This window comes from Tenacibaculum sp. Ill (assembly GCF_051938915.1).
In the GTDB taxonomy this organism is placed as follows: Bacteria; Bacteroidota; Bacteroidia; order Flavobacteriales; family Flavobacteriaceae; genus Polaribacter; species Polaribacter larymnensis.
Genome location: NZ_JBPSCW010000002.1, coordinates 901,958 through 925,173, shown reverse-complemented (window position 1 = coordinate 925,173; position 23,216 = coordinate 901,958). Strand labels below are relative to the sequence as shown.

General features: G+C 31.3%; 26 protein-coding genes. 18 read left to right on the top strand and 8 right to left on the bottom strand.

What is annotated here, in order from left to right:
- Positions 1–72: 72 nt before the first annotated feature.
- Complete coding sequence (tig, locus tag ACTPNM_RS04430; protein ID WP_440120776.1) at positions 73–1,395, bottom strand: trigger factor; 1,323 nt, start codon at positions 1,393–1,395, stop codon at positions 73–75.
- A 131-nt stretch (positions 1,396–1,526) separates the two neighbouring features.
- Entirely contained in the window at positions 1,527–1,874 is a 348-nt protein-coding gene (locus tag ACTPNM_RS04425) for a phage holin family protein (RefSeq protein WP_047788622.1), read from the bottom strand.
- 207 nt (positions 1,875–2,081) lie between these two features.
- Here ACTPNM_RS04425 and ACTPNM_RS04420 point away from each other — a divergent pair, with 207 nt between their 5' ends.
- The 4 genes from ACTPNM_RS04420 to ACTPNM_RS04405 all read left to right on the top strand — a co-directional run bounded on the left by ACTPNM_RS04420 (position 2,082) and on the right by ACTPNM_RS04405 (position 4,600).
- On the top strand, positions 2,082–2,819 hold the full coding sequence (locus ACTPNM_RS04420; protein ID WP_440120775.1) for a class I SAM-dependent methyltransferase: 738 nt from the start codon (positions 2,082–2,084) through the stop codon (positions 2,817–2,819).
- 22 nt (positions 2,820–2,841) lie between these two features.
- On the top strand, positions 2,842–3,408 hold the full coding sequence (locus ACTPNM_RS04415; protein WP_440120774.1) for a Crp/Fnr family transcriptional regulator: 567 nt from the start codon (positions 2,842–2,844) through the stop codon (positions 3,406–3,408).
- A gap of 62 nt (positions 3,409–3,470) precedes the next feature.
- Complete coding sequence (locus ACTPNM_RS04410; RefSeq protein WP_440120773.1) at positions 3,471–4,049, top strand: NAD(P)H-dependent oxidoreductase; 579 nt, start codon at positions 3,471–3,473, stop codon at positions 4,047–4,049.
- Between the two features lie 101 nt (positions 4,050–4,150).
- Positions 4,151–4,600 carry a TlpA family protein disulfide reductase gene (locus ACTPNM_RS04405; RefSeq protein ID WP_440120772.1) on the top strand — a complete coding sequence of 150 codons (450 nt, stop codon included), beginning with the start codon at positions 4,151–4,153 and terminating at the stop codon, positions 4,598–4,600.
- A gap of 23 nt (positions 4,601–4,623) precedes the next feature.
- On the opposite strand, the gene ACTPNM_RS04400 is transcribed toward ACTPNM_RS04405, so the two are convergent.
- Positions 4,624–5,004 (bottom strand): hypothetical protein, encoded by a 381-nt coding sequence (locus ACTPNM_RS04400; RefSeq protein ID WP_274639098.1) that lies wholly within the window; start codon positions 5,002–5,004, stop codon positions 4,624–4,626.
- A 146-nt stretch (positions 5,005–5,150) separates the two neighbouring features.
- On the opposite strand from ACTPNM_RS04400, the gene ACTPNM_RS04395 reads away from it, so the two are divergent.
- A complete protein-coding gene (locus ACTPNM_RS04395; RefSeq protein WP_274639097.1) occupies positions 5,151–5,408 on the top strand; it encodes a hypothetical protein in 258 nt (85 codons plus the stop codon).
- A 75-nt stretch (positions 5,409–5,483) separates the two neighbouring features.
- Here the strand turns inward: ACTPNM_RS04395 and ACTPNM_RS04390 are convergent, their stop codons facing one another.
- Positions 5,484–6,251 (bottom strand): alpha/beta fold hydrolase, encoded by a 768-nt coding sequence (locus ACTPNM_RS04390; RefSeq protein ID WP_440120771.1) that lies wholly within the window; start codon positions 6,249–6,251, stop codon positions 5,484–5,486.
- Between the two features lie 2 nt (positions 6,252–6,253).
- Positions 6,254–6,967 (bottom strand): pyridoxine 5'-phosphate synthase, encoded by a 714-nt coding sequence (locus tag ACTPNM_RS04385; protein ID WP_440120770.1) that lies wholly within the window; start codon positions 6,965–6,967, stop codon positions 6,254–6,256.
- Positions 6,968–7,026: 59 nt separating this feature from the next.
- On the opposite strand from ACTPNM_RS04385, the gene ACTPNM_RS04380 reads away from it, so the two are divergent.
- From ACTPNM_RS04380 to murI, 9 genes are all read left to right on the top strand, one after another.
- Entirely contained in the window at positions 7,027–7,686 is a 660-nt protein-coding gene (locus ACTPNM_RS04380) for a CBS domain-containing protein (RefSeq protein ID WP_440120769.1), read from the top strand.
- Positions 7,687–7,716: 30 nt separating this feature from the next.
- On the top strand, positions 7,717–8,613 hold the full coding sequence (locus ACTPNM_RS04375) for an NAD kinase (RefSeq protein WP_440120768.1): 897 nt from the start codon (positions 7,717–7,719) through the stop codon (positions 8,611–8,613).
- 104 nt (positions 8,614–8,717) lie between these two features.
- Positions 8,718–9,398 (top strand): DUF6089 family protein, encoded by a 681-nt coding sequence (locus tag ACTPNM_RS04370; RefSeq protein ID WP_274639092.1) that lies wholly within the window; start codon positions 8,718–8,720, stop codon positions 9,396–9,398.
- A gap of 2 nt (positions 9,399–9,400) precedes the next feature.
- Positions 9,401–10,153, top strand: a complete 753-nt coding sequence (locus tag ACTPNM_RS04365) for an isoprenyl transferase (protein ID WP_274639091.1) — start codon at positions 9,401–9,403, stop codon at positions 10,151–10,153.
- Positions 10,146–12,689 (top strand): outer membrane protein assembly factor BamA, encoded by a 2,544-nt coding sequence (gene bamA / locus ACTPNM_RS04360; RefSeq protein ID WP_440120767.1) that lies wholly within the window; start codon positions 10,146–10,148, stop codon positions 12,687–12,689. Before ACTPNM_RS04365 ends, bamA begins: the two co-directional genes overlap by 8 nt.
- Before the next feature lie 15 nt (positions 12,690–12,704).
- Positions 12,705–12,836 (top strand): DUF3173 family protein, encoded by a 132-nt coding sequence (locus tag ACTPNM_RS04355; protein WP_420802976.1) that lies wholly within the window; start codon positions 12,705–12,707, stop codon positions 12,834–12,836.
- A complete protein-coding gene (locus tag ACTPNM_RS04350; RefSeq protein WP_440122820.1) occupies positions 12,796–13,554 on the top strand; it encodes an OmpH family outer membrane protein in 759 nt (252 codons plus the stop codon). Before ACTPNM_RS04355 ends, ACTPNM_RS04350 begins: the two co-directional genes overlap by 41 nt.
- Positions 13,555–13,591: 37 nt before the next feature.
- On the top strand, positions 13,592–14,101 hold the full coding sequence (locus tag ACTPNM_RS04345) for an OmpH family outer membrane protein (protein WP_274639088.1): 510 nt from the start codon (positions 13,592–13,594) through the stop codon (positions 14,099–14,101).
- 69 nt (positions 14,102–14,170) lie between these two features.
- Positions 14,171–14,965 carry a glutamate racemase gene (gene murI / locus ACTPNM_RS04340; protein ID WP_440120766.1) on the top strand — a complete coding sequence of 265 codons (795 nt, stop codon included), beginning with the start codon at positions 14,171–14,173 and terminating at the stop codon, positions 14,963–14,965.
- Here murI and ACTPNM_RS04335 read toward each other — a convergent pair.
- Positions 14,962–15,942: a PorP/SprF family type IX secretion system membrane protein gene (locus ACTPNM_RS04335; RefSeq protein ID WP_440120765.1), complete on the bottom strand. Its 981-nt coding sequence runs from the start codon at positions 15,940–15,942 to the stop codon at positions 14,962–14,964. The genes murI and ACTPNM_RS04335 overlap by 4 nt on opposite strands.
- Before the next feature lie 92 nt (positions 15,943–16,034).
- Positions 16,035–16,886, bottom strand: a complete 852-nt coding sequence (locus ACTPNM_RS04330) for an AraC family transcriptional regulator (protein ID WP_440120764.1) — start codon at positions 16,884–16,886, stop codon at positions 16,035–16,037.
- A gap of 158 nt (positions 16,887–17,044) precedes the next feature.
- Between ACTPNM_RS04330 and ACTPNM_RS04325 the strand changes: the two genes are divergently transcribed.
- The 4 genes from ACTPNM_RS04325 (at position 17,045) to ACTPNM_RS04310 (ending at position 22,039) form a co-directional block, all read left to right on the top strand.
- The gene (locus ACTPNM_RS04325; protein WP_440120763.1) at positions 17,045–17,968 is read left to right on the top strand and encodes a dihydrodipicolinate synthase family protein; all 924 of its coding nucleotides are present in this window, start codon (positions 17,045–17,047) and stop codon (positions 17,966–17,968) included.
- A 22-nt stretch (positions 17,969–17,990) separates the two neighbouring features.
- Entirely contained in the window at positions 17,991–19,577 is a 1,587-nt protein-coding gene (locus ACTPNM_RS04320; RefSeq protein WP_440120762.1) for an aldehyde dehydrogenase (NADP(+)), read from the top strand.
- Between the two features lie 156 nt (positions 19,578–19,733).
- The gene (locus ACTPNM_RS04315; RefSeq protein ID WP_440120761.1) at positions 19,734–20,741 is read left to right on the top strand and encodes a 4-hydroxyproline epimerase; all 1,008 of its coding nucleotides are present in this window, start codon (positions 19,734–19,736) and stop codon (positions 20,739–20,741) included.
- Positions 20,742–20,791: 50 nt separating this feature from the next.
- Entirely contained in the window at positions 20,792–22,039 is a 1,248-nt protein-coding gene (locus ACTPNM_RS04310; RefSeq protein ID WP_440120760.1) for an NAD(P)/FAD-dependent oxidoreductase, read from the top strand.
- Between the two features lie 70 nt (positions 22,040–22,109).
- Here ACTPNM_RS04310 and ACTPNM_RS04305 read toward each other — a convergent pair whose 3' ends face one another.
- Positions 22,110–23,216, bottom strand: a complete 1,107-nt coding sequence (locus ACTPNM_RS04305; RefSeq protein ID WP_274639080.1) for an alanine racemase — start codon at positions 23,214–23,216, stop codon at positions 22,110–22,112.

The following is a 23,216-nucleotide window of genomic DNA, read 5'->3' as shown; positions in this document are numbered from 1 at the left end:
TTGTTACAGTTAATGGCTAAAAAAACCTGAATGTACATTCAGGTTTTTATTTATAACATCAGTAATTAACTGTTACTTGTATACTTCTTTAATGAAATCTTCGTAAGAAACTTCTTTTGTGTCAAAGCTCATGTTTTCTTTATAAAAAGCTAATAATTTTTGAGAAATTAATTGCTCTTGTAAACGACGTGCTTCATCTTGGTTTTGTAAGATTCTTCCTGCGATATCATCTAATTCTTTTTCTTCTGGATTCATGTTTCCAAACTGAGCCATTTGAGCTCTAATAAATCCTTTTGCATAGTCTACTAACTCTGCATAGTCTAATTTAATATCGTTATCCTTCATAATCTTTCCTTCGATTAATTGGTAACGTAATCCTTTTTCAGACTTGTTGTATTCTTCAACAGCTTGTTCAGCAGTTAACTCTTTTTCTCCAGCAGTTTGTAACCACTTTTGTAAGAACTCAACTGGTAAATCAAACTTAGTATTATCAACTAAGTTCTCAGTAATTGCATTTAACAATTGTTGATCTGCTTGTTGTTGGAATTGCTTTTCTGCGTCTTCTTTAATTTTGTCTTTTAATTCAGTTACAGTTTTTACACTTCCGTCAGCAAATAACTTATCAAATAACTCTTGGTCTAATTCTGCTGGCTCTATTTCAGTAATTTCTTCAATAGTAAATGTTACAGGAACGTCTAAATCGTGAACCTCATCGTGAGATACTCCTAAAGCTCCTTGTAACTTGTGCTCGTCTTCAAATAAGTTTTTAGTTTTTAATTCTAAAACGTCTCCAACTTTAGCACCTACAAACTTTTTTAAGTTTGTTTTTCCTTTAATATCTTTTACAGAAATTGTAGATTTTTTGTTGATTTCTTTCTCTTCGTTTACGAAAGTACCAGTAACGTTAGTCTCTTCTGTAGCTTCGTCTTTAGCAGACATTTTACCGTAACGAGATTGAATGTTTTCAACTTCTTTTTCGATTAACTCGTCAGTAGCAACAATGTTATATTGAGTTACTTTGTTTTTTGGCTTTAAGTTTACATCGAACTCAGGAGCTAATCCTAATTCGAACTCAAAAGAGAATTTATCAGCATCCCAATTGAAATCTTCTTGAACTCTTGGTAATGGGTTACCTAAGATATCTAACTTCTCTTCAACTAAGAATTTATTTAACGACTCTTGTAAAAGCTTGTTTACCTCATCAATCATTACTGATTTTCCGTATTGCTTCTTTACCATTCCCATTGGTACATGACCTTTTCTAAATCCAGGAATGTTCGCTGATTTACGGTAATCGTTTAATACTTTTGTTACTTTATCTTGATAATCTTCTGCAACAATATCAACTTTTACAACTGCATTTAATGCATCTACGTTTTCTTTTGTTATATTCATCTTAAAAATCTGTTTCTTAAAAAATCGGGTGCAAAATTACTACTTTATTTATTGATAACCAAGACTTTTAGCTATAAGAATATTATCTTTTTTAGCTCCCTTATTTTCTAGTTTTTAATGTTTTAGGTTACTTATTCGTCTCCTTCTTTTAATAGCGAAAACATTAATGATCTGAAAATTGACAGCAATACACTGAACAAGAGCGCTGTAAAAAATCCGCTAACTGCAAATCCTGACACTAGTTTATCTGCCAATAATATAATTACTGCATTAATTACAAATAAGAATAACCCTAATGTTACGATGGTTGCTGGCAATGTAAAAAACACTAGTAACGGACGCACAAATAAGTTTAACAAAGCAATTACTACCGCTACAATTACTGCGGTTGTATAACTTGCTACAGTTACTCCTGGTAAAATATTTGCCAAAACAATTACTGCCAATGCAGTTAATAATACTTTTAAAAATGTTTTCATTTTTCTTTTTTATTTAATTGGTTATGAATTATAAATTTACTCTTTTTCACTGAAACTATTAATTCGTAACACCTCATATACTTCACCACAACCATACCAAAAACAGAAACCTGCTGTTTTGGCAGGTTTAAAAACTTTTGTTTGACTCTTTTTATTAAGTAACTACTTTTGTTAACTACTAAAGTTTACACAAAAAACACCCTTAAGATGAAACAGAATAAATATGATGATAATGATTTTTTTGAGAGTTATGGCAAAATGCCTCGTTCAATTGACGGCCTAAACTCCGCTGGAGAATGGAGTGTTTTACAAAAAATGCTACCTGATTTTCTAAATAAAAATGTACTTGATCTTGGTTGTGGGTATGGGTGGCATTGTATTTATGCCAAACAGCAAGGTGCCAAAAATGTAACTGGAGTTGATTTATCGAAAAAAATGATAGATAGAGCTATAGAAAATTCAAAAAAACTGGCAATTAATTATATACAAACAGCCATAGAAGACATTAACTTTAAATCAGAAGAATTCGATATTGTAATTAGTTCACTTGCATTCCACTATTTAAAAGATTTAAAACCTGTTTTTAACAAAATAAATAAAACTCTAAAAAAAGGAGGTAGTCTTATATTTTCTATGGAACACCCTTCATTTACATGTAAGCCAGAACAAAATTGGTTTTTAGATGAAAATGAAAATCGATTGCATTGGCCTTTAGACAACTATCAAGACGAAGGAGAAAGAAAAACTAATTTTCTAGGACATGAAGTAATTAAATATCACCGAACCTTAGAAACTATAATTAATACAGTAATTAAATCGGGTTTTGATATTCAAGAAATTTCTGAACCGAAACCTTCTGAGCTAGTTTTGGAAAAATACCCAGAAATGAAAGATGAAATGAGAAGACCTATTTTCATCATAATTTCTGCTGTAAAAAATAATTAAGCTACTTATTAACCCATATAAAATGCTCAAAAAACACTTAGCCTCATATAACATTCTTACTAAAGAAGAAATAGACAACTTTGTAAATTTAGTTAGGTATAAAAAACTTAAGAAGGGAGATTTTTTTATTCAAGAAGGAAACACTTGTAAAGAAGTTGCTTTTATAGCTTCAGGTATTTTTAGATCCTTTTATCATTCGTCTGACGAAAAAGAAGCTACCTATTGTTTGTTATCAGAAAATTCGTTTGTTACTGCATATTCATCGTTCATCTCTCAAACAAAAACTAACGAGAACATTCAAGCGTTAACCGATGCTGAACTATACAGCATCTCCAAAGAGCAATTTGTTGCTCTAGAAAATTCAAGTACTAATTGGTTACGTCTTTTTAAAACATTTGCTGAGCAAGAATATATAAACCTTGAAAACAGAATTTTTGTGTTACAAAATGAAAGCGCTGAAAACCGTTATAAAAAACTACTAGAAACACACCCTAGCTATTTACAAACCATACCACTGCAATATCTTGCTTCTTATTTAGGAATTACACAACGACATTTGAGCCGAATTAGAAAATCGGTTTTTTATTAGACAATTGTCCTTTTTAGACTTCTAAAACCACCCGTACTTTGCTTCATAATCTTAACTATATTATGAAGAACATTTTATTAATAAACGGACATCCTGATAAAGAAAGTTTTAACCATGCACTAGCCGCTTCTTACAAAAAAGGTGTTTTGGAAACCAACGCTACAATTGAAGAAATTACTATTGCTGATTTAAACTTTAACCCAACTCTCAAATATGGTTACCGAAAAAGAACTGAACTTGAACCAGATTTATTAGCATCTTTGACTAAAATTAAAAAAGCTGATCATATTGTTTGGGTTTTTCCTATTTGGTGGGCAGGCTACCCTGCAATAATGAAAGGATTTATTGACAGAGCTTTTTTACCAGGAATTACTTTTCAGCCTGTTGAAGGAAAACCTTTTCCTGAAAAGCTTTTAAAAGGTAAAACCTCTCGACTCATTATAACTTCGGACACACCTAGTTGGTATGATTATCTTTTTATGAAAAGACCTGCTATTAGACAGTTTAAAAAAGGAACATTGGAGTTTTGTGGTATTAAACCTGTTAAAACCACTTTCCTATCAGTAATAAAAGATTCAACCATAGAACAAAGAAATTTGTGGTTAAATAAAGTATACACACTAGGCAAAAACCTACAGTAACAAACTTAACTCTACAAGCTAAAGAATGTTTTTAGCTTGTAGAGAATTAAAAGCTTCTTCTTTTTAAATAACTTTGCTAAAACTTCAATTAAAAACCTAAAATGGATACTAGCAAAATTGTAACCTCAATAAAAGTTACCGACTTTAATCAAAATGAAGTTGATTTACTTGAAAAGTATGCTAACAAAATTCTATTATTGTTATTTTACAACAATGCTTGTTTAGGTTGTACAGGAAGAGCTATCCCATTAGCTTATAAATTTAAACAAACCTACAAGGATATTGAAGTTATTGGTATTCATAGTAATTTTAGGAGTAACAATGTTACCAAAGATGATATTCTAAGTATTTTTACTATAAACGAACTCCCTTTTCCTATTTATATCGACAACAATCATAAAATGTATGATTTTTTTAACTCAGAAGGAACACCACAATGGATATTGTTAACTCCTGATGGTGAAGTATATCGTTCTATCTTTGGTTCGCAAGACAACGCGCAAAATAGATTGTATTATGCTTTGGAAAGTTTAACTGAAAATGAAGATTAACTTTTAAAGTAACCGTTAAGTTTTTATTTCCTTAAGACTTCTGAAACCTGAGTTGCTATCGCCTCTTTTACTTCTTTATCTTCTAATAACAAGTGTATTAGATTATCTTTTACCTTGCTTTTTATATCTAGCAAGTTATATTTAGATGCAGGTTCATTAGCTTTATCTATATTATTAAGAAACATTTCCTCTTTACCCGTAAGCAACCAAGTTGGATTTATTTCTGGAAAAGAATGTAGAATTTTGTTTAACACATTACTTTTAAATGACGATTTTCTTCTTATTGCTGTTCCAATAGAATTATTAGACACATCAATAATCTCCTCAAAAGACCTAATATTTAACCTTTTATAGTTAATTATTTCTTCTACTCTCTTATAAGTTTCATCTACAAAATCGCTCATTGAAAAATAACTTTTTTCTAAATTTTATTTAATTTTGTTTTCGTATTTAGATTTTTGTTTGTATTTTTACTTCGTAATAAGTACAGGATACGTACAAATATAAATTAAAAAGTGCTATCAACTTCTAAAAAACAATTTGAGTTTTTATGATAACTGCTATACAACGAAAAGAATTAGAAAAAATAAAACCACCTAAATACCGTGAAAAGGTAAAAAACTACTTAAGCAAGAATGGTCATAATTTTTCTTTAGAAACTATACAAAAAGTATATTCTGGTAAAAGAAAAAATTTAACTATTGAAAAAGCTATTGTAGTTGTTTTCCACAGCTATATGAAAGACCAACAAGCTATAGATAGCAATATAAATAGCTTGATTAATGAAATAAACAGTGATTTCCCTTAATACATTTTTTGTTTTTCGCCGGGGGGCGAGTATTTTAAGCGAGGGACTAGGGATTAACAAATTCCTCCTCGCTTTTTATTTTAGAAAAGTTATAGCTTCTTTATAAAAATCCTTTGGATTTTCAGCATGTAGCCAGTGCCCAGCATTGGCTACAGTTTTTATTACTGCTTTTGGAAAGTGTGCTTGAATTAACGGCTCATCTTCTTTTGAAATATATCCTGAATTTGCTCCACGTAAAAACAACGTATCTCCTTCAAAAACCGTAAAAGAAGGCAACGCTACACCTACCTCACTATTATTTTCTGTTAACGATTTTAAGTTAAAACGAAATGCTAATTCGTCTTTTGTTTTTCTGTAAACATTTTTGGCTAAAAATTGACGAATTCCTTTTTCTGGAATTAACTCTTCTAGCTTTTCGTCTACCAACTTACGCGAGGTTTGTACTGAAAAATCTACAGAGTTTAGAGCTGCTAAAATCTCGTGATGATGTGGCGGATACATTCTTGGCGAAATATCTGCCACAATTAGTTTATTTACTAACTCAGGATATTCGGTTGCAAACAGCATTACTGTTTTTCCTCCCATAGAATGTCCTAACAAATCTACTTTTTCTAGATTATGATGTTGAATATAATTGTACAAATCACCAACTAACAATTCATAGTCAAAAGCATCTGCATGGAAGCTCCTTCCATGATTTCGTTGATCTATTAAATGCACTTCAAAACCGTCTTCTGCAAATTTATTAGCATGTGATTTCCAATTATCACCCATACCAAAATATCCATGCAAAATAAGCAACGGCTGTCCTTCTCCAATTATTTTTGAGTGTAATACTTCCATAGTTATTGCAAACGATGTAAATACATATTCACTACATTTTCTAGACCTAAATACAAACTTTCTGAAATTAATGCATGTCCAATAGACACTTCAGCCAAATGAGGAATATTTTGTTTAAAAAATTGAATATTATCTAAACTTAAATCATGACCTGCATTAACTCCTAGCCCTACTTCATTTGCCAATATAGCTGCTTCTGCGTACACTTTTACAGCTTCTTTATTTCCTTTTTCGTACTGCGTTGCAAATTCTTCAGTATACAACTCAACTCTATCTGCTCCTGTTTTTGCAGCAGCTTCAATTAATTTTAAATCGGTATCAATAAAAATTGATGTTCTAATTCCTGCTTCTTTAAACTCAGCAATCACATCTTTTAAATACGATTGATGTGTTATAGTATCCCAACCAGCATTAGACGTAAGTTGATCTACACTATCAGGAACCAATGTTACTTGCGTTGGCTTAATTTCTAACACCATTTGCTTAAACTTATCAATTGGATTTCCCTCAATATTATATTCAGTTGTTACAATTGATTTTAAATCATAAGCGTCTTGATAACGAATATGACGTTCATCTGGTCTTGGGTGAATTGTGATTCCTTCTGCCCCAAAATCTTGTATATCGGCTGCTACTTTTAGTAAATTAGGTACGTTTCCACCTCTAGAATTACGAAGTGTAGCTATTTTATTAATATTAACACTTAACTTTGTCATGCTATAAAATTAGGCTACAAAGGTAACGCATTCCAACATTTTAAACTATATTCGTAGTAATGAAAATCAACGATTTTATATTAAAAGAAATTAAAGCACTCTCACTAAATAGCACTGTAAAAAGTGCTCAAAGTCTGTGTAATGATTTGCCTATAACCCATATTCCTGTTGTTGAAAACAACAGACTGATAGGTTGTTTGCCTGAAAGTGACATTCAGACTATAGAAAATAAAAATCGTACACTTAGAGAGTATTCATACTTATTAGATCATTTTTACACAAATGAAAATGCTACTTTACTCGATTTAATTGCTTTGTTTGCTGATAATGATTCGAATTTAATTCCTGTTCTTGATAAGAACCTGCATTATGTAGGCTATTATGAATTAAGTGATATTTTAGATGCTTTTGCAAACAGCCCTTTTTTACACAACGAAAGTGACACTTTGATTATTGATAAGAATAAAACAGATTATTCTATGAGTCAAGTAGCACAAATAGTTGAAGCTAGTAATGGCAAGCTATTAGGCGCATACATTTCTTCTGAAAATATAAATAGTGTTGAAGTTACTCTTAAAATTGTTTCAGAAGAGATAAATGAAATCATTCAAACATTTCGCAGGTACGGTTACAATGTTATCACTCAACATGAAGATGATTTTTATTTAGAAGAACTAAAAGATAGAGCTGCCTATCTAAGAAAGTACTTAGATATGTAATTTTTTCAATAACCAAACAAAACTCCAGAAGTGAAAAAAGTCGCTATTTACGGTCAAGCTTATACCACACTTGCAGAGAAAGAAGTAAAAATTCTTTTAACCATTTTAGAAAAACATAACATTGTTGTTTTTTTTGAACAACAGTTCTATAATTTATTTGTTGAAAATAATTCGCTCAACAAAAAGTACCCCACCTACGCACACTTTAATGACTTATCAAATACTTTTGACGTGATGTTTACCATTGGCGGAGATGGTACTATTTTAAGAGCTGTTACCTACATTAGAGATTTAGATATTCCTATTATGGGTATTAACACTGGACGTTTAGGTTTTTTGGCTACGATTCAAAAAGACCAGATTGAAGAAGCAATTAACTTAATGCTAAAAAAAGAGTACACACTTCAAGAACGTTCTTTATTACAAATAGAAACATCTCCTGCTACAGAAGATTTTACCGAACTTAACTTTGCACTTAATGAAGTTACTATTGCTAGAAGAAATACGACTTCTATGATTGGTATTAAAACCTCATTAAACACAGAGTATTTAACAAATTATTGGGCTGATGGATTAATTATAGCAACTCCAACGGGTTCTACTGGTTATTCACTTAGCTGTGATGGACCTGTTATTTTACCAAATTCAAAAAGTTTTGTTATTACTCCTATTGCACCGCATAATTTAAATGCGCGCCCAATGGTAATTCCTGATGATACTGATATTCTTCTGGAAGTTAGTGCTAGAGAAAAAGATTTTTTAATCTCCTTAGATTCTCGAATTACGACAGTTCCATTGGATACTAAAATAAAAATACAAAAAGCTCCATTTACCATAAAAAGTGTTTTACCAAAAAATCAATCTTATTTGAATACCTTGCGTGGGAAACTTTTATGGGGAGAAGATGTACGAAATGAATCGTTATAACGATAGTAATTACAATAAAAACGTAAAAAAAAAGTTAATCAAAAAGACGGATTATTAACTTTTTAAAGCAAATTCAATTCCCTATATTTGCACGCTATTTTACAATGAGAGGACTTATTTTATTAATATTATTGGCTTGTGTAGTAACACCATTACAATCACAAACACACGAAATTGGTTTTTTTGCCGGTGGTTCTAACTATGTTGGTGACATTGGTAGCACCAACTATATACAACCTAATGAGTTTTCAGGCGGACTTGTATACAAATACAATTTAAACCCTAGAATTGCCTTAAGAGGAACATATACTTATATTCCTGTTTCTGGTAACGATAATGATGCCGATAATGCTTTTCGTCAAAATAGAGGTATTAGCTTCTCAAATACTATTCACGAATTTGCTGCTGGAGTAGAATTTAATTTCTTTGATTATAATATCAACGATTACAGAACTACATTCACTCCTTACATCTTAGCAGAAGTTGCTGCTTTTAATTATAAAAGCCCAGAACCAACTTCTTCTAGTAATACAATTCTTTTAAAAAATAAATTTTCTTACACTGTACCTGTAGGTATAGGACTTAAAGGAAGGTTAGCAGATAATTTTGCTATCGCATTTGAAACAGGTGTACGATTTACATTTGTAGACGATATAGATTTTACAACAGATAGAATAAACTCATTAGACTTTGGAGGTAATGGAAACGACTGGTATGTATTCTCAGGAGTTTCTATTGTATATACCTTTGGAAGACCGCCTTGTTTTGGTGGAATAGCAGAATAATTATGGAAGAAAAACTACAGCGCATTAACTTACAAAAAGTACCAAACCACATTGCTATAATTATGGATGGTAATGGTAGATGGGCGAAAGGTAAAGGGATGCAACGTGTTTTTGGACATAGAAATGCTTTAACTGCCATTAGAGAAACTGCTGACACAGCTTCTGAACTGGGTATAGAGTTTTTAACTCTATATGCTTTTTCTACCGAAAACTGGAACCGTCCAAAGTTAGAAGTAGATGCTTTAATGAGCCTACTGGTAACTACCCTTAAAAAAGAACTCCCCGAATTTCAACGTAAAAATGTTAGAGTTAACGCTATTGGTAACTTAGCTAATTTACCTAGCAATGCTCAAAAAGTATTAAACAAAGTTATTGATGCAACTAAAAACAATACAAAAATTACTTTAACCTTTGCTTTAAGCTATGGTTCAAGAGAAGAAATTGTTAATGCAATCAAAAACATTTCAAAAAAAGTTGTTAATAACGAAATAGAAATTGAAAAAATTAACGAGAAAATTATAAATAATCATTTATATACGTTTAATTTGCCCGACGTTGATTTAATGATACGTACAAGTGGGGAACAAAGAATAAGCAATTATTTACTTTGGCAAATGGCTTATGCTGAGCTGTATTTTACAGATGTATTATGGCCTGACTACAGAAAAGAACATCTTTATGATGCAATAATTGATTATCAAAACAGAGAAAGAAGATTTGGAAAAACCAGTGAACAGATTGAAACCAATGAATAAATATTCGTATTTACTAGTATTTTTTATCACCCTTTTTGCGGTGAGTACTCAAGCGCAAGACACAACTCCTAAAGACAGTATAACTTCAAATGTTATTTCCTATGAAAAAGGAAAAGAGTATATTTTAGGAGGTATAACCGTAACTGGCTTACAAAAATTTAGTGAACAAACAGTAAGAATATATACTAGTTTAGTAGAAGGTCAACCAATTAAGTTACCTGGTGACAAACTTACGAGTGCTATTAAAAAGTTATATGAAAGTAAACAGTTTAGTGAGGTAGATGTATACTTATCTAAACGTGATGGTGAAACTGTGTACCTTCAATTTGACGTAACTGAATTACCTCAGTTAACTACTGTTACTATTTCAGGAGTAAAAAAATCGCAAATTAAAGAGATTAAAAAAGAAACTGAATTAAAAAAAGGAGCTATGGTTACAGACAACCTTATTGTAACCACTCGTAACTTTATTAAAAAGAAATATACTGATAAAGGTTTCTTAAAAACAAAAGTTTCACTAGACACAAAAAGAGACACTTCTGATGTTAATACTGTTAGCATGGCTATTTTTATTGACAGAGGTGACCGTATAAAAATTAAAGAAATTAATTTTACTGGTAATGAAGCTATGTCAGACGCTTCTTTACGAGGTGCTATGAAAAACACCAAACGTAAAATTTTTGGTCGTTTTTGGAAAGCTTCTAAATATATTTTAGATGATTACAAAGAAGATTTAAAAAGTATTCTTGAAAAGTACAGCGAAAATGGATATCGTGATGCTAGAATTTTATCTGATAAAGTAGTTTGGAATGATGACAACACCATAAACCTTGAAATTGAGGTTGAAGAAGGCCGTCAATACCGTTTTGACGAAATAATTTTTATTGGTAATAAAGAATATACAGACGAACAATTAAGTAACATTTTACGAATTGATAAAGGAGATATTTATAACGGAAAAGTTTTAAAAGAACGTATTTCTGGAGACGGTACACCTACTTCTCAAGACATTCAAACATTATATCATAATAACGGTTTCTTATTTTCTCAAGTAAATGCTGTAGAAACTAAAGTAGAAAATGACTCTATTACAGTTGAAGTCCGTATTAGAGAAGATGAGCCTGCAACTATAAAGAAAGTTACAGTGACAGGAAATGATAAAACAAACGACCATGTAATCTACAGAGAACTACGTGTTAAGCCTGGTGACTTATTTAGTCGCCAAAACATTATTAGATCTATTCGTGAAATAGGACAATTAGGTTTCTTTGATACAAATGTAACTCCAGATGTTAAGCCAGATTACCAAAATAAAACAGCAGATATAGATTTTTCTGTAGTTGAAAAAGGAGGTAGTCAAATTGAATTACAAGGTGGTTATGGTGGTGGTTCCTTTATTGGTACCTTAGGGTTGTCTTTTAACAACTTCTCTGTTAGAAACATTTTCAACAAAGAAGCTTACAAACCTCTTCCTATGGGAGACGGACAAAAGCTATCTTTACGTTTACAAGCTAGTAGAACATACAATACCTATAGTTTCTCTTTTACAGAACCATGGTTAGGAGGTAAAACACCACAATCATTATCTTTTTCTGTATACTTATCAAACCAATATCGTTTTGATTACACAACTTATGATGTAAACAAAGATGAAAGTCTAAGTATTATTGGTGCATCTGTAGGTTTAGGAAAGCGTTTAAAGTGGCCTGATGATTATTTTACACTTTCTCAAAACATTAGTTACCAAAGAATTGAGTTGCAAGATTACGGATATAGAGTAGGTTCTTCAAATAATATACTTAGCCAAGGAGATTTAAACAACTTAGCGTACACTTTTGCATTGAGTCGTAACTCTGCTGGACCTAGTTTAATTTTCCCTACTTACGGTTCTGAATTTACAATAAAAGCTAAAGCTACTTTCCCTTACTCATTAGTAAACGGAAAAGACTATACTGAACCAACAAATCCAACACCTGATGAGCGTCAAGCTTATTTAGCTGATAAATATAAGTGGTTAGAATACTATAAGATTTCTGCAAAAGGTAAATGGTATACTTCTTTAGCTAATAAGTTAGTATTAATGTCTAATTTTGAGATAGGTTATTTAGGTTCTTATAATGATGAACTAGGTTTAACCCCGGTTGAAAGATATTTTGTTGGTGGTGATGGTATTGCTCAAGGACAATTGGATGGACGTGAAACAATAGGTTTAAGAGGTTATGAGAACAATCGTATATCTTCTCTAGATGGAGGAGCTATTTATAATAAATTTCAGTTAGAATTACGTTACTCTATTACAGATAAACCTTCTGCTTCAATTTATACAGTAGGATTTTTAGAAGCGGGTAATTCTTATGACAATTTTAGCGAGTTTAATCCGTTTAAACTAAAACGTTCAGCTGGAGTAGGTGTTCGTATATTTATGCCTGCATTTGGATTATTAGGTATCGATTTTGCACATGGTTTCGATCCGTTACCTGGATTAAATGAAAAATCAGGTTGGCAAACGCATTTTATAATTGGAAGACAGTTCTAAAATCATGCATTTATAATGCGTCTAGGTTTTGGCACGGTTTTTTCTAAACACATTATACAAGATGAAAAAAAATATTTTATCAATCGTTCTTTTACTTGTTACAAGTATAACCGTTGCCCAAAAAAATCAACGTATCGCTTATATTGATATGGAGTATATTCTTCAAAGTATCCCCGCATATTTAGAAGCCCAAAACTCCTTAGATGCTAAAGTTGAAAAATGGAAAGCTCGATTAGACAAAGAAGCTCGTGCTATTGAAGTTTTAAAAACTGATTTAACTAACGAAAAAGCCATTTTAACCAAAGATTTAATTGAAGAGCGAGAAGAAGATATTTCTATCAAACAAGAATCTTTGAGAAGATTAGAATCTTTATATTTTGGACCAAATGGTGATATGTATAATTTAAGAAAACAATTAGTTAAGCCTGTACAAGACCAAGTATATAACGCTGTACAAACAATTGCTTCTAGAAAAAAGTACGACTTTGTTTTTGATAAATCTGGAGATTTAGTTATGCTATATTCCAACAAAAAACACGATATTAGCGACCTTGTTGTACAAATGATCAATATAGATCAAAGAAGGCAAGCTAAGAAGGATAAAATTGAGGCAAAAAAGTCTTTACTTAAGAATGACAATTTAAGTGATGAACAAAAAGAAAAAATAGCAAAAAGAGAAGAATTAAAAAAGAAAAAAGAAGCTGATAGACTTGCTAAGATTAAACAAATAGAAGAAAAAAGAAAGCAACGTTTAAAAGAGAGAGCTGATAAAAGAAAGCTTTTACAAGAGAAAAGAAAAGCCCTATTAAAAGTTCAAGAAGAAGCTAGAAAGAAGAAAGAAGAAGAAACAAAAGAGAACAAATAAATCAAGAATAAAATAACATTAATTAAATTAAACAAAGATGAAACATTTAAAAACGTTATTATTAGTTGCAATTTTTACGATTGGATTAGGTGGTGTGGCGAATGCACAAAAAACTGCACATATTAACACTGATAAATTATTAGCTGAGATGCCTGCTACAAAAGCTATGAAAGCAGAGTTAGAAAAGCTAAACAAAACATACCGTGACGACATTGAAACAATGTATAAGAAACTAGAGGCTAAAATGAAAAAATATGAAGCTGAAGGTAAAAGTCAAACACAAGAAGTGAACCAAAAAAGAGCTGTTGAAGTTCAACAAGAAAGATTAAGAATTAGTCAAGCTGAACAAGCTGCTGGTAAAGAAATGCAAAAGAAATACCAAGAGAAGACTATTCCTATTTTAAAGAAAGCTGAAGATGCTATTAAAGCTGTTGCTGCTGAAAAAGGAATTATCTATGTTTTAGATGCTGCTCCAGGTAAAGGTTTAATCGTTTACGATAAAGGGGAGGATATTTACGATGCTGTAAAAGCTAAATTAGGATTCTAAAAAAGAATACATATATTTATATAAAAATCCTGCTGTTTAAACAGCAGGATTTTTATTTTTGTTATAAGTATGAAAACTATTGCACAACAACCTATTGGTATTTTTGATTCTGGTATTGGTGGGACATCCATATGGAAAGAAATCCACCAACTTTTACCTCAAGAAAACACTATTTACTTATCAGATAGTAAAAATGCCCCGTATGGTCAAAAATCAACACAAGAAATAGTTAATTTATCTATTAAAAATACTGAATTTTTAATAGACAATGGAGCAAAAATTATTGTTGTTGCTTGCAATACAGCTACTACCAATGCTATTGAATACTTAAGGGGTAATTACAAGATTCCTTTTATAGGTATAGAGCCTGCTATTAAACCTGCTTCATTAAATACACAAACAGGTACTGTTGGCATACTTGCCACAAAAGGTACTTTAAATAGTGCCTTATTTGAAAAAACTACTTCTAGTCTAAATGATGAAATAAACATTATAGAACAAGTTGGTGAAGGGTTAGTTGAACTAATAGAAAATGGTAAAATATACTCTGATGAGATGACCTTTTTATTAAAAAAGTACATAACACCTATGTTAGAAAAAAAGTGTGATTATATTGTTTTAGGTTGTACGCATTACCCATATTTACTACCCCAAATACAAAAAATTACTGGAAATAAAGTTAAAATTATAGACTCAGGTGAAGCTGTTGCTAAACAGGTAAAAAATGTTTTATCACAAAATGGCTTACTAAACCTGAATAACGAGCTTCCTAACAACACTTTTTATATTAATAAAGATAAAACTGTTTTAGAAACAATGCTTACAGAGTATAAAGAAAGTAAAATTAACTTTCTTGACTTTTAATATGTAAAACTTCCATTAATATTAGGACAAGCCGCAGCTCTTCTCTTGATACAGAATAAGTTTATTCCCAAAGATAATTGGTGAAATCCGCCATTTGAAAAAACAATATCACCTGTTTGTTGTGTATATGTATAAGCAAACATCCAATTTTTGTAATTAACTCCTACTATAGGAGTTATATATTGAGAGTCTCCAAAAACATTACCTCCGAAACTTCTTCTATAAGATAATGCGGCCCATAATTGAGCTGCACTTAAAGTTTTATATACTTTAAAGTTTATATCTGCTATCTTTTCTTCTGTTTGTTCTTTATATTGAAACATTAATGATGGTTCGAATTGTAGCTTTTCTTTATCTCCAAAGAAATAGCCTCCTCCTAGAATATAATTTCTAAGATTATACGATTCAAAATCAGGATTTAAGTTATTTTTTGCTGATAGAAAAAGATTTTTTACTGTAAAGTAAGATGATAGTCCCTTTTTATGATATGCCATACCAAAGTCAGCATTAAAATAAAAATCACTTTCTATAACCTGACTTACAGCTGGATCATTTACAAAGGTTCTTTGGTCTCTCTCATTTTGAACTACAGAAAAAGATAACCCAAAAGATAATTGATTAAAAAGGTTTTCATTCCCCATATCAATGTGATATGCATAAGTACCTTGAATTCCTTTTTGTGAATGATACCCATTTTTATCGTTAAAGAGAATTACTCCTAATCCAGTATTTGAGTACTCACCTAATTTTGTGTGAAAACTCGCTGTTTGCAAAGCAGGAGCATCATCTACCCCTAACCATTGTTGTCGTGCTGTTAATCGTATTTTCCCACAATCACCAATACCTGCAGCAGCGGGATGCAATAAATACACATTATCTGATAAATAATCAGCATAAATTGGTAATGTTTCTTGTGCAGATGATTCAGTAATGATTGACAATACTAAAAACAATAAATAAGTAATTCTTTTCCCCATTAAAATTAAGTAGATAAATAGCCCCCAAATATAATCAACAGTTGTTTAAAATTGATAATATTTTGTTTTCTTACTATAATACAACAAGCTAACTACTTAAAACCCGAAACTTTTCTATATTTTGATGGGCTAACTTCTTTAATTTCTTTAAACTTTCTGTTAAAATTAGATAAATTATTAAATCCACATTGATAGGCAATTTCACTTATTGATAATGAGTTTTCTGAATTTAAAAACTTACATGCATTCTCTATACGTAATTCATTCAAAAAAGTGAAATACGTTTTATTTGTTCGTTGTTTAAAATATCTACAAAAAGCATTGGGTGTCATGTTAGCCTTTTCAGCAATCTTGTATAAATCTATATTTTTATCAAAGTTATTTATTGTGTAGTCCATTACATTTTGCATTCTCTTACCTTCATTATCCGTATACCTCTTTGGGTAAATAAAACTAGCCAATTCAGCGGTTTCTGATTCAACCAGTGTTTTTAAAATTTCAAGTAACCCTATAAAACGGGTAAGATTGTTTGATTTATGCAATCCTAAAAAAAGCTTCGTTACTTTTTCTTTATTTTCAAGAAGCCTAAATCCAGATATTGATTTGTCAAAAAAAGGAATTAACTCTTTAAAGTCATCCAATAAAAAAAAGTCTTTTCCAAAAGAACTCTTAGTAAAGAATAATGAAATCATAAAAGACTCTTTAATAACTGAAGCATCACTTTTGAAAACATGTGGTAAGTTACTTCCTATAACTAAAACATCACCTGATGAATATTTGTTAATTGTATCACCAACAATTAACGTTCCTTCACCTTTAACAATAACACATAACTGAATTTCTTCATGTTGATGGAACTTATCATAAAAATGTTTCTCTTTATCTTCTTGATAAATTAGTCCAATGTTTTGAGTTTTTGGTATTTTAAAGGGTAAAACTTTCATTGATAAATCGCTATTCTAATTCAAAAATATGCAAATACTATTAATATAACACTACAAATGCATCTTATAGGATAATATAATATCAATATATGATAATTTGAAGTTAAAACTCTCTTTATCTTACACATAACTTTGCAGTGAAAAAAAACAATATTACAATGAGTATAAATTGGAAAGGTGTAATGCCAGCGGTTACCACAAAGTTTACAAACGAGGATACTTTGGACTTAAAAATGTTTGAAGTAAACATTAAAGCACAATTAGAAGCAGGTGTCCATGGAATTGTTTTAGGAGGTACTTTAGGGGAAGCCAGTACATTATCTGATGACGAAAAAAGAACACTAACTAGAACAACCGTTAACCTAGTTAACAATCAAGTTCCTGTTTTGATGAATATTGCTGAACAAACTACCAAAGGAGCTATTGAAGCTGCTCAAAAAGCTGAAGAAGATGGCGCTAAAGGTTTAATGATGCTTCCACCTATGCGCTATAAAGCGGGAGATAGAGAAACTGTTGAATATTTTAAAGCAGTAGCTAACAATACATCGTTACCAATTATGGTGTACAACAATCCTGTAGATTATAAGATTGAAGTTACATTAGATATGTTCGATGAACTTTTGAAATGCGATAATATAGAAGCTGTCAAAGAATCAACCAGAGATATCTCAAACGTTACAAGAATTAAAAACCGATTTGGTAATCGATTAAAAATAATGACAGGTGTTGATACCTTAGCATTGGAAAGCTTATTAATGGGCGCTGATGGTTGGATTGCTGGTTTAGTTTGTGCTTTTCCAAAAGAAACTGTAGCCATCTATGAATTACAAAAAGCAGGTCGCATACAAGAAGCATTAGAGATTTACCGTTGGTTTTTACCATTGTTAGAATTAGATATAAATCCTAAATTAGTACAAAATATTAAGTTAGCAGAAGTAGCTACAGGAATTGGAACTGAAAATGTACGAGCTCCACGATTGCCTTTAATAGGTGAGGAACGTAAACATGTTTTAAATGTAATAGAAACTGGATTAAAAAACAGACCAACTTTACCTAACTATAAAGCTTTAGCTACTTACTAATCAACACTTTGTCTATTAAAATATGATTACAGGAAAAAACTACATAGGAAATCAATTATCAGCTTTAGGAAGTACAATGTATAAAACATTCAATCCCGAATTGAATCAGGAAAATAAACATGTCTTTTCAGAAGCAACTCAAGAAGAAATTAACGAAGCTGTCAATTTAGCCTCAAAAGCATTTAAAGAGTATAGAACTATTTCAGGTAAAAGAAAAGCTGAGTTTTTAAATGCTATTGCTGATGAAATTTTAGCCTTAGATGATGAGTTGATACAAACTTATTGTTCAGAATCTGGATTACCAGAAGGGCGTGCAAAAGGAGAGCGAGGACGAACTGTATTTCAATTACGTTCATTTGCTGATTTAGTTAAAGATGGTTCATGGGTAGAAGCTACTATTGATACTGCTATACCTAATAGAGAACCAAACCCTAAATCAGATTTACGTAAAATGAACATTCCTTTGGGTCCTGTAGTAGTTTTTGGGGCTAGTAATTTCCCTCTTGCTTATTCTACAGCAGGTGGAGATACTGCAGCTGCTTTGGCTGCTGGTTGTCCTGTAATAGTAAAATCACATCCAATGCATGCTGGTACTGGTGAACTTATAGCTTCAGCTATTATTAAGGCCGCAGAAAAAACTGAAATGCCTAATGGTGTTTTTTCTAACTTAAATTCAAGTGGCATTGAAGTGGGGCAGCAATTAGTTTCTCATCCAATTATAAAAGCTGTTGGTTTTACTGGAAGTATTAGAGGTGGTAGAGCTTTGTTAGACTTAGCAGCAAAACGTGAAGAACCAATTCCTGTATTTGCAGAAATGGGTAGTATTAACCCAGTAATTATGCTTCCAAAAGCATTACAAAATAGAGCAGAAAGTTTAGCAAGTACTTATGCGAATTCTATTACTCTCGGGACAGGTCAATTTTGTACAAATCCTGGCTTAATCTTAGGAATAAAAAGTGATGGTTTGGATAGTTTTATTAACTCATTAGCTTATAAAATTGTAGAGATTAACTCTAGTTGTATGCTGCATCCAAATATTATTGGAGCATATGAGAATAACAAAACCAAAGCTCTTACTCAAGAAGGCTTAACTATAGTAGCTAAATATGAAAAAAAAACTCAACCTAACTATGCTTCGCAAGTAGTTACAACTGTTGAAGGAAAAACATTTTTAAATAATCCAACCTTACATCAGGAGGTATTTGGACCATACTCTATAGTTGTGCAATGTGAGAATGAAGAACAATTAGAAGAAATTATTTCAAATTTAGAAGGACAACTTACTGGAACTGTAATTTCAGATGATAATGAAGTAGTAAACTACCCTACTGTAATTGCTGCCTTACAAAACAGGGTTGGAAGAATTATTTTTAACGGTGTCCCTACAGGAGTAGAAGTTTGTCCATCAATGGTACATGGAGGCCCTTATCCAGCATCTACAGATAGTAGGTTTACAGCTGTAGGAGTTAATTCTATTAAACGTTGGGTACGTCCTTTTAGTTATCAAGATTGGCCTAACCATATATTACCTCAAGAACTAAAAAATGAAAACCCTTTACATATTTTACGTTCTGTTAACGGTACACTAACAAAAGGAGAAATAATATAACAAAATTTAATAATTTCTTTAGAAAATATCTGACTCCAAAGCCTTACTTTTGGAGCATCTAAAGAAATTGAAATAAAGCCAGCTTCGTCTTTCCAAATAGAAAAATTTGAAGGGTTTTTTCTACTACAGAATACAAGCTGGCGATTCAATTTTAAGATGAAAAAAACTTTTTTTTGCGTTGACGCACATACTTGTGGAAACCCTGTTAGAGTGGTTGCTGGTGGAGGTCCTAATTTAATAGGAAACAACATGAGCGAAAAACGTCAACACTTCCTAAAAGAATACGATTGGATTCGAAAAGGTTTAATGTTTGAACCTCGTGGTCATGATATGATGAGTGGTTCAATTTTGTTTCCTCCTCATAACCCAGAAAATGATTTTGCTATTTTATTTATTGAAACTTCTGGATGTTTACCTATGTGTGGACATGGAACTATTGGTACAATAACTATTGCTATTGAGGAAGGATTAATTACTCCTAAAATTCCTGGAAAAATTAAAATGGAAGCTCCCGCTGGTTTGGTTGAAATTGAATACCAACAAACTGGTAAAAAGGTAGATTGGGTTCGTTTAACGAATGTAAAAAGCTATTTAGCTGCTGAAGGACTCTCCATAAATTGTCCTGAATTAGGAGAAATAACTTTTGACGTTGCTTATGGCGGAAATTATTACGCAATTGTAGACCCTCAAAAAAACTTTTCAGGAGTTCATGATTTTACTGCTTCTAAAATTATTCACTACTCTCAAACTGTTAGAGATCGTATTAATAAAAAGTATTCTAATATGTTTATCCATCCTGAAAATGATACAATTAGAGATGTAACACATATGTTATGGACAGGAAATCCAATTGATCCAACCTCATCAGGAAGAAATGCGGTTTTTTATGGTGATAAGGCAATTGACAGAAGTCCGTGTGGTACAGGAACCTCAGCACGTTTAGCTCAGTTATATGCTAAAGGAAAGCTACAACTTGATGAAGAGTTTATTCATGAAAGTTTTATTGGAAGCAAATTTATTGGTAGGGTAGAAAAAGAAACTACTTTAGATGGTAGGTTAGCAATTGTTCCGAATATTCAAGGATGGGCAAAAGTATATGGGTACAATACTATTATTATTGATGACGAAGACGATCCTTATGCTCATGGTTTTCAAGTCATTTAATATTTTATAAGCAACGAAATGTCATCTCGAGCGTAGTCGAGAGATCTTTTATGAGTAAAGAAATTATAATTATCGGTGGTGGAATTATAGGTTTAAATTCCGCATATTATCTTCAAAAAGAAGGACACAAAGTAACTGTAATTGAAAAATCGGATTTTTCATCAGGAGCTTCATTTGCTAATGCAGGTATTATTACTCCTAGTCATATAGTTTCTTTGGCAGCTCCAGGAATGATTTCCAAAGGGCTAAAATGGATGCTTAGTTCTACTAGTCCATTATCTATTAAACCTCGTTTAGATTATGATTTCTTACAATGGGCTTGGTTTTTTAAAAAATCTGCAACACATACTAAAGTTGCTGCTTCTATTCCTGTTATTAAAGACATTAATTTATTCAGTAGAGAATTATACGAAGAAATAAAGTCTTCAAAAGATTTTGACTTTCATTATCAGCATAAAGGATTGATGATGTATTATAAAACAGATAAAATGGGAGAAGAAGAATGGAATGTTGGAAAGCTTGGAATAAAAGAAGGATTAAAAGTTGAACATTTAACTAAAGAAGAAACTCAAAAACTCGAACCTAATATTCAATTGAATATTAAAGGAGCTGTATATTACCATTCTGATGCTCACATGACTCCAAGTGAATATATGAAGCAATTAAAAATGTATCTAGAACAAAATAATGTTACATTTTTGTCTAATGAAGAAGTTCTAGATTTTCATGTTTCTAACAATAAGGTAAAATCGATTAGTACAAAAAACAACACTATTGTTGCTGAAGAATTTATTTTAACCACTGGGTCTTGGACACAGAAGCTAGCTAAAAAATTAGGTATCAATATTCCTGTGCAAGCTGGTAAAGGTTATCGGATTAATGTAAAAAACGATACTGGTATTACAATTCCTGCCATTTTAACGGAAGCTAAAGTTGCTGTAACTCCAATGAATGGATTTACACGTTTTGGAGGTATGATGGAAATTGCTGGCATCAATAACAAAATAAACAAGAAGAGAGTAAATGCTATCGTTAACGCTAGTAAAAGTTATTACAACAATTTAAACATCAGTCAAAAAGAAATAGATAATGTTGAGAGTGGCTTACGTCCTTGCTCCCCTGATGGTTTACCTTACATTGGTAAGATTTCAAATCTTAAAAATGTAACTATAGCTGCAGGACATGCAATGATGGGCTGGAGCCTAGCACCTGCTACTGGTAAATTAGTTTCTGAAATTATCGATGATAAAAAAACAAGCCTAGATATTACTCCTTTTAATGTTGAACGTTTTAACTAAATTAAAAACTCAAGAAACTAAAATAATAGCTCTTGAGTTTTTTTAAAACAAACAATAAAAAAACAGACTTTTAAATGTCTTTTACGTATACTTTATCTATAAACTTAGAAATCAAAAGTCTAGCAACGCCCATATAACTAAGCTTAAACTTAACCTTATCACCTACTTTATACTTTATTTTTCCTGATTCATCTTTATTCAATCCTACATCAATTACTAACATATCGGAAGTTATCCCAACAAAAGAAATGTCTTTATCTTCAACTTCAATATCATCTTTATCTACATCTAACAAACCAAAATCTAAGATAGCCTTGTAAGATGTTTCTTGTATATCACTTTCATCATATTCTGAGGTGTGACCAATACTAGCTTCACTAATAATACCATCAGGCACTATTTTCTTTTTTTCTAACTCTATTACGTTGGCATAAAACTCAAATGTTTCCGTGTGTAAATCTTGAAATCGTTTATTTTCTAACGGGCTTACACCGAAAAAGGCAGCTTCTCCAATTCTAAAATGATTAATGTCTTTCGGAACAACTTTATTTTCTACCAATGGTAATGTAATTGATGTTCCTCCTGAAACGTATTTTAGCTCTTTATTAAATTTTGCCGATATAAGTTCCTTATATAACGATAATTGTAATAGCTTATCATATGTAGGTTCTACTCCATACATACACCCTAAATTCGATCCTATACCTATTACTTCAATATTAGACAACTCAAAAACCTGCTCATAAAAATCAAGTATATCTACTCTCTTCACTCCTTCTCTCAACTCTCCGAGTTCAATCATAATAATAATTTTATGAATCTTGCCCTTCTTTTTTGCAGCCTTATTTAAGTTCTTAATAGTAGATAGTGAACTATTTAAAGAAATATCTGCATACTCTACCACATCATCTGCATAAATATTGGCTGGAGGTTTTATATATATCGTTCGTAAATCTGGGTTTACTTCTCTTAGATTACGTAAACTGGTTAATCTAGAATCTCCAATTGAGTTTATTTTTTCGGTTACATCTGGAGTTAAAATTGCTTTTAAAAATGTTTTATCCCCTGAGAAAACTTTTGTTACCAAACTCCATTCTATATGGTTTTTCTCAAAAAAGTTACTTAGTTTTTTTATGTTGTCCTTTATTCTTTCAGAATATATAATTAATTCTGCCAT

Bases quoted from the DNA above. Each gene is read 5' to 3' on its own strand.
- tig (WP_440120776.1), bottom strand. From the start codon at position 1,395: ATGAATATAACAAAAGAAAACGTAGATGCATTAAATGCAGTTGTAAAA.
- ACTPNM_RS04425 (WP_047788622.1), bottom strand. From the start codon at position 1,874: ATGAAAACATTTTTAAAAGTATTATTAACTGCATTGGCAGTAATTGTT.
- ACTPNM_RS04420 (WP_440120775.1), top strand. From the start codon at position 2,082: ATGAAACAGAATAAATATGATGATAATGATTTTTTTGAGAGTTATGGC.
- ACTPNM_RS04415 (WP_440120774.1), top strand. From the start codon at position 2,842: ATGCTCAAAAAACACTTAGCCTCATATAACATTCTTACTAAAGAAGAA.
- ACTPNM_RS04410 (WP_440120773.1), top strand. From the start codon at position 3,471: ATGAAGAACATTTTATTAATAAACGGACATCCTGATAAAGAAAGTTTT.
- ACTPNM_RS04405 (WP_440120772.1), top strand. From the start codon at position 4,151: ATGGATACTAGCAAAATTGTAACCTCAATAAAAGTTACCGACTTTAAT.
- ACTPNM_RS04400 (WP_274639098.1), bottom strand. From the start codon at position 5,004: ATGAGCGATTTTGTAGATGAAACTTATAAGAGAGTAGAAGAAATAATT.
- ACTPNM_RS04395 (WP_274639097.1), top strand. From the start codon at position 5,151: ATGATAACTGCTATACAACGAAAAGAATTAGAAAAAATAAAACCACCT.
- ACTPNM_RS04390 (WP_440120771.1), bottom strand. From the start codon at position 6,251: ATGGAAGTATTACACTCAAAAATAATTGGAGAAGGACAGCCGTTGCTT.
- ACTPNM_RS04385 (WP_440120770.1), bottom strand. From the start codon at position 6,967: ATGACAAAGTTAAGTGTTAATATTAATAAAATAGCTACACTTCGTAAT.
- ACTPNM_RS04380 (WP_440120769.1), top strand. From the start codon at position 7,027: ATGAAAATCAACGATTTTATATTAAAAGAAATTAAAGCACTCTCACTA.
- ACTPNM_RS04370 (WP_274639092.1), top strand. From the start codon at position 8,718: ATGAGAGGACTTATTTTATTAATATTATTGGCTTGTGTAGTAACACCA.
- ACTPNM_RS04365 (WP_274639091.1), top strand. From the start codon at position 9,401: ATGGAAGAAAAACTACAGCGCATTAACTTACAAAAAGTACCAAACCAC.
- bamA (WP_440120767.1), top strand. From the start codon at position 10,146: ATGAATAAATATTCGTATTTACTAGTATTTTTTATCACCCTTTTTGCG.
- ACTPNM_RS04355 (WP_420802976.1), top strand. From the start codon at position 12,705: ATGCGTCTAGGTTTTGGCACGGTTTTTTCTAAACACATTATACAAGAT.
- ACTPNM_RS04345 (WP_274639088.1), top strand. From the start codon at position 13,592: ATGAAACATTTAAAAACGTTATTATTAGTTGCAATTTTTACGATTGGA.
- murI (WP_440120766.1), top strand. From the start codon at position 14,171: ATGAAAACTATTGCACAACAACCTATTGGTATTTTTGATTCTGGTATT.
- ACTPNM_RS04335 (WP_440120765.1), bottom strand. From the start codon at position 15,942: ATGGGGAAAAGAATTACTTATTTATTGTTTTTAGTATTGTCAATCATT.
- ACTPNM_RS04330 (WP_440120764.1), bottom strand. From the start codon at position 16,886: ATGAAAGTTTTACCCTTTAAAATACCAAAAACTCAAAACATTGGACTA.
- ACTPNM_RS04325 (WP_440120763.1), top strand. From the start codon at position 17,045: ATGAGTATAAATTGGAAAGGTGTAATGCCAGCGGTTACCACAAAGTTT.
- ACTPNM_RS04320 (WP_440120762.1), top strand. From the start codon at position 17,991: ATGATTACAGGAAAAAACTACATAGGAAATCAATTATCAGCTTTAGGA.
- ACTPNM_RS04315 (WP_440120761.1), top strand. From the start codon at position 19,734: ATGAAAAAAACTTTTTTTTGCGTTGACGCACATACTTGTGGAAACCCT.
- ACTPNM_RS04310 (WP_440120760.1), top strand. From the start codon at position 20,792: ATGAGTAAAGAAATTATAATTATCGGTGGTGGAATTATAGGTTTAAAT.
- ACTPNM_RS04305 (WP_274639080.1), bottom strand. From the start codon at position 23,216: ATGGCAGAATTAATTATATATTCTGAAAGAATAAAGGACAACATAAAA.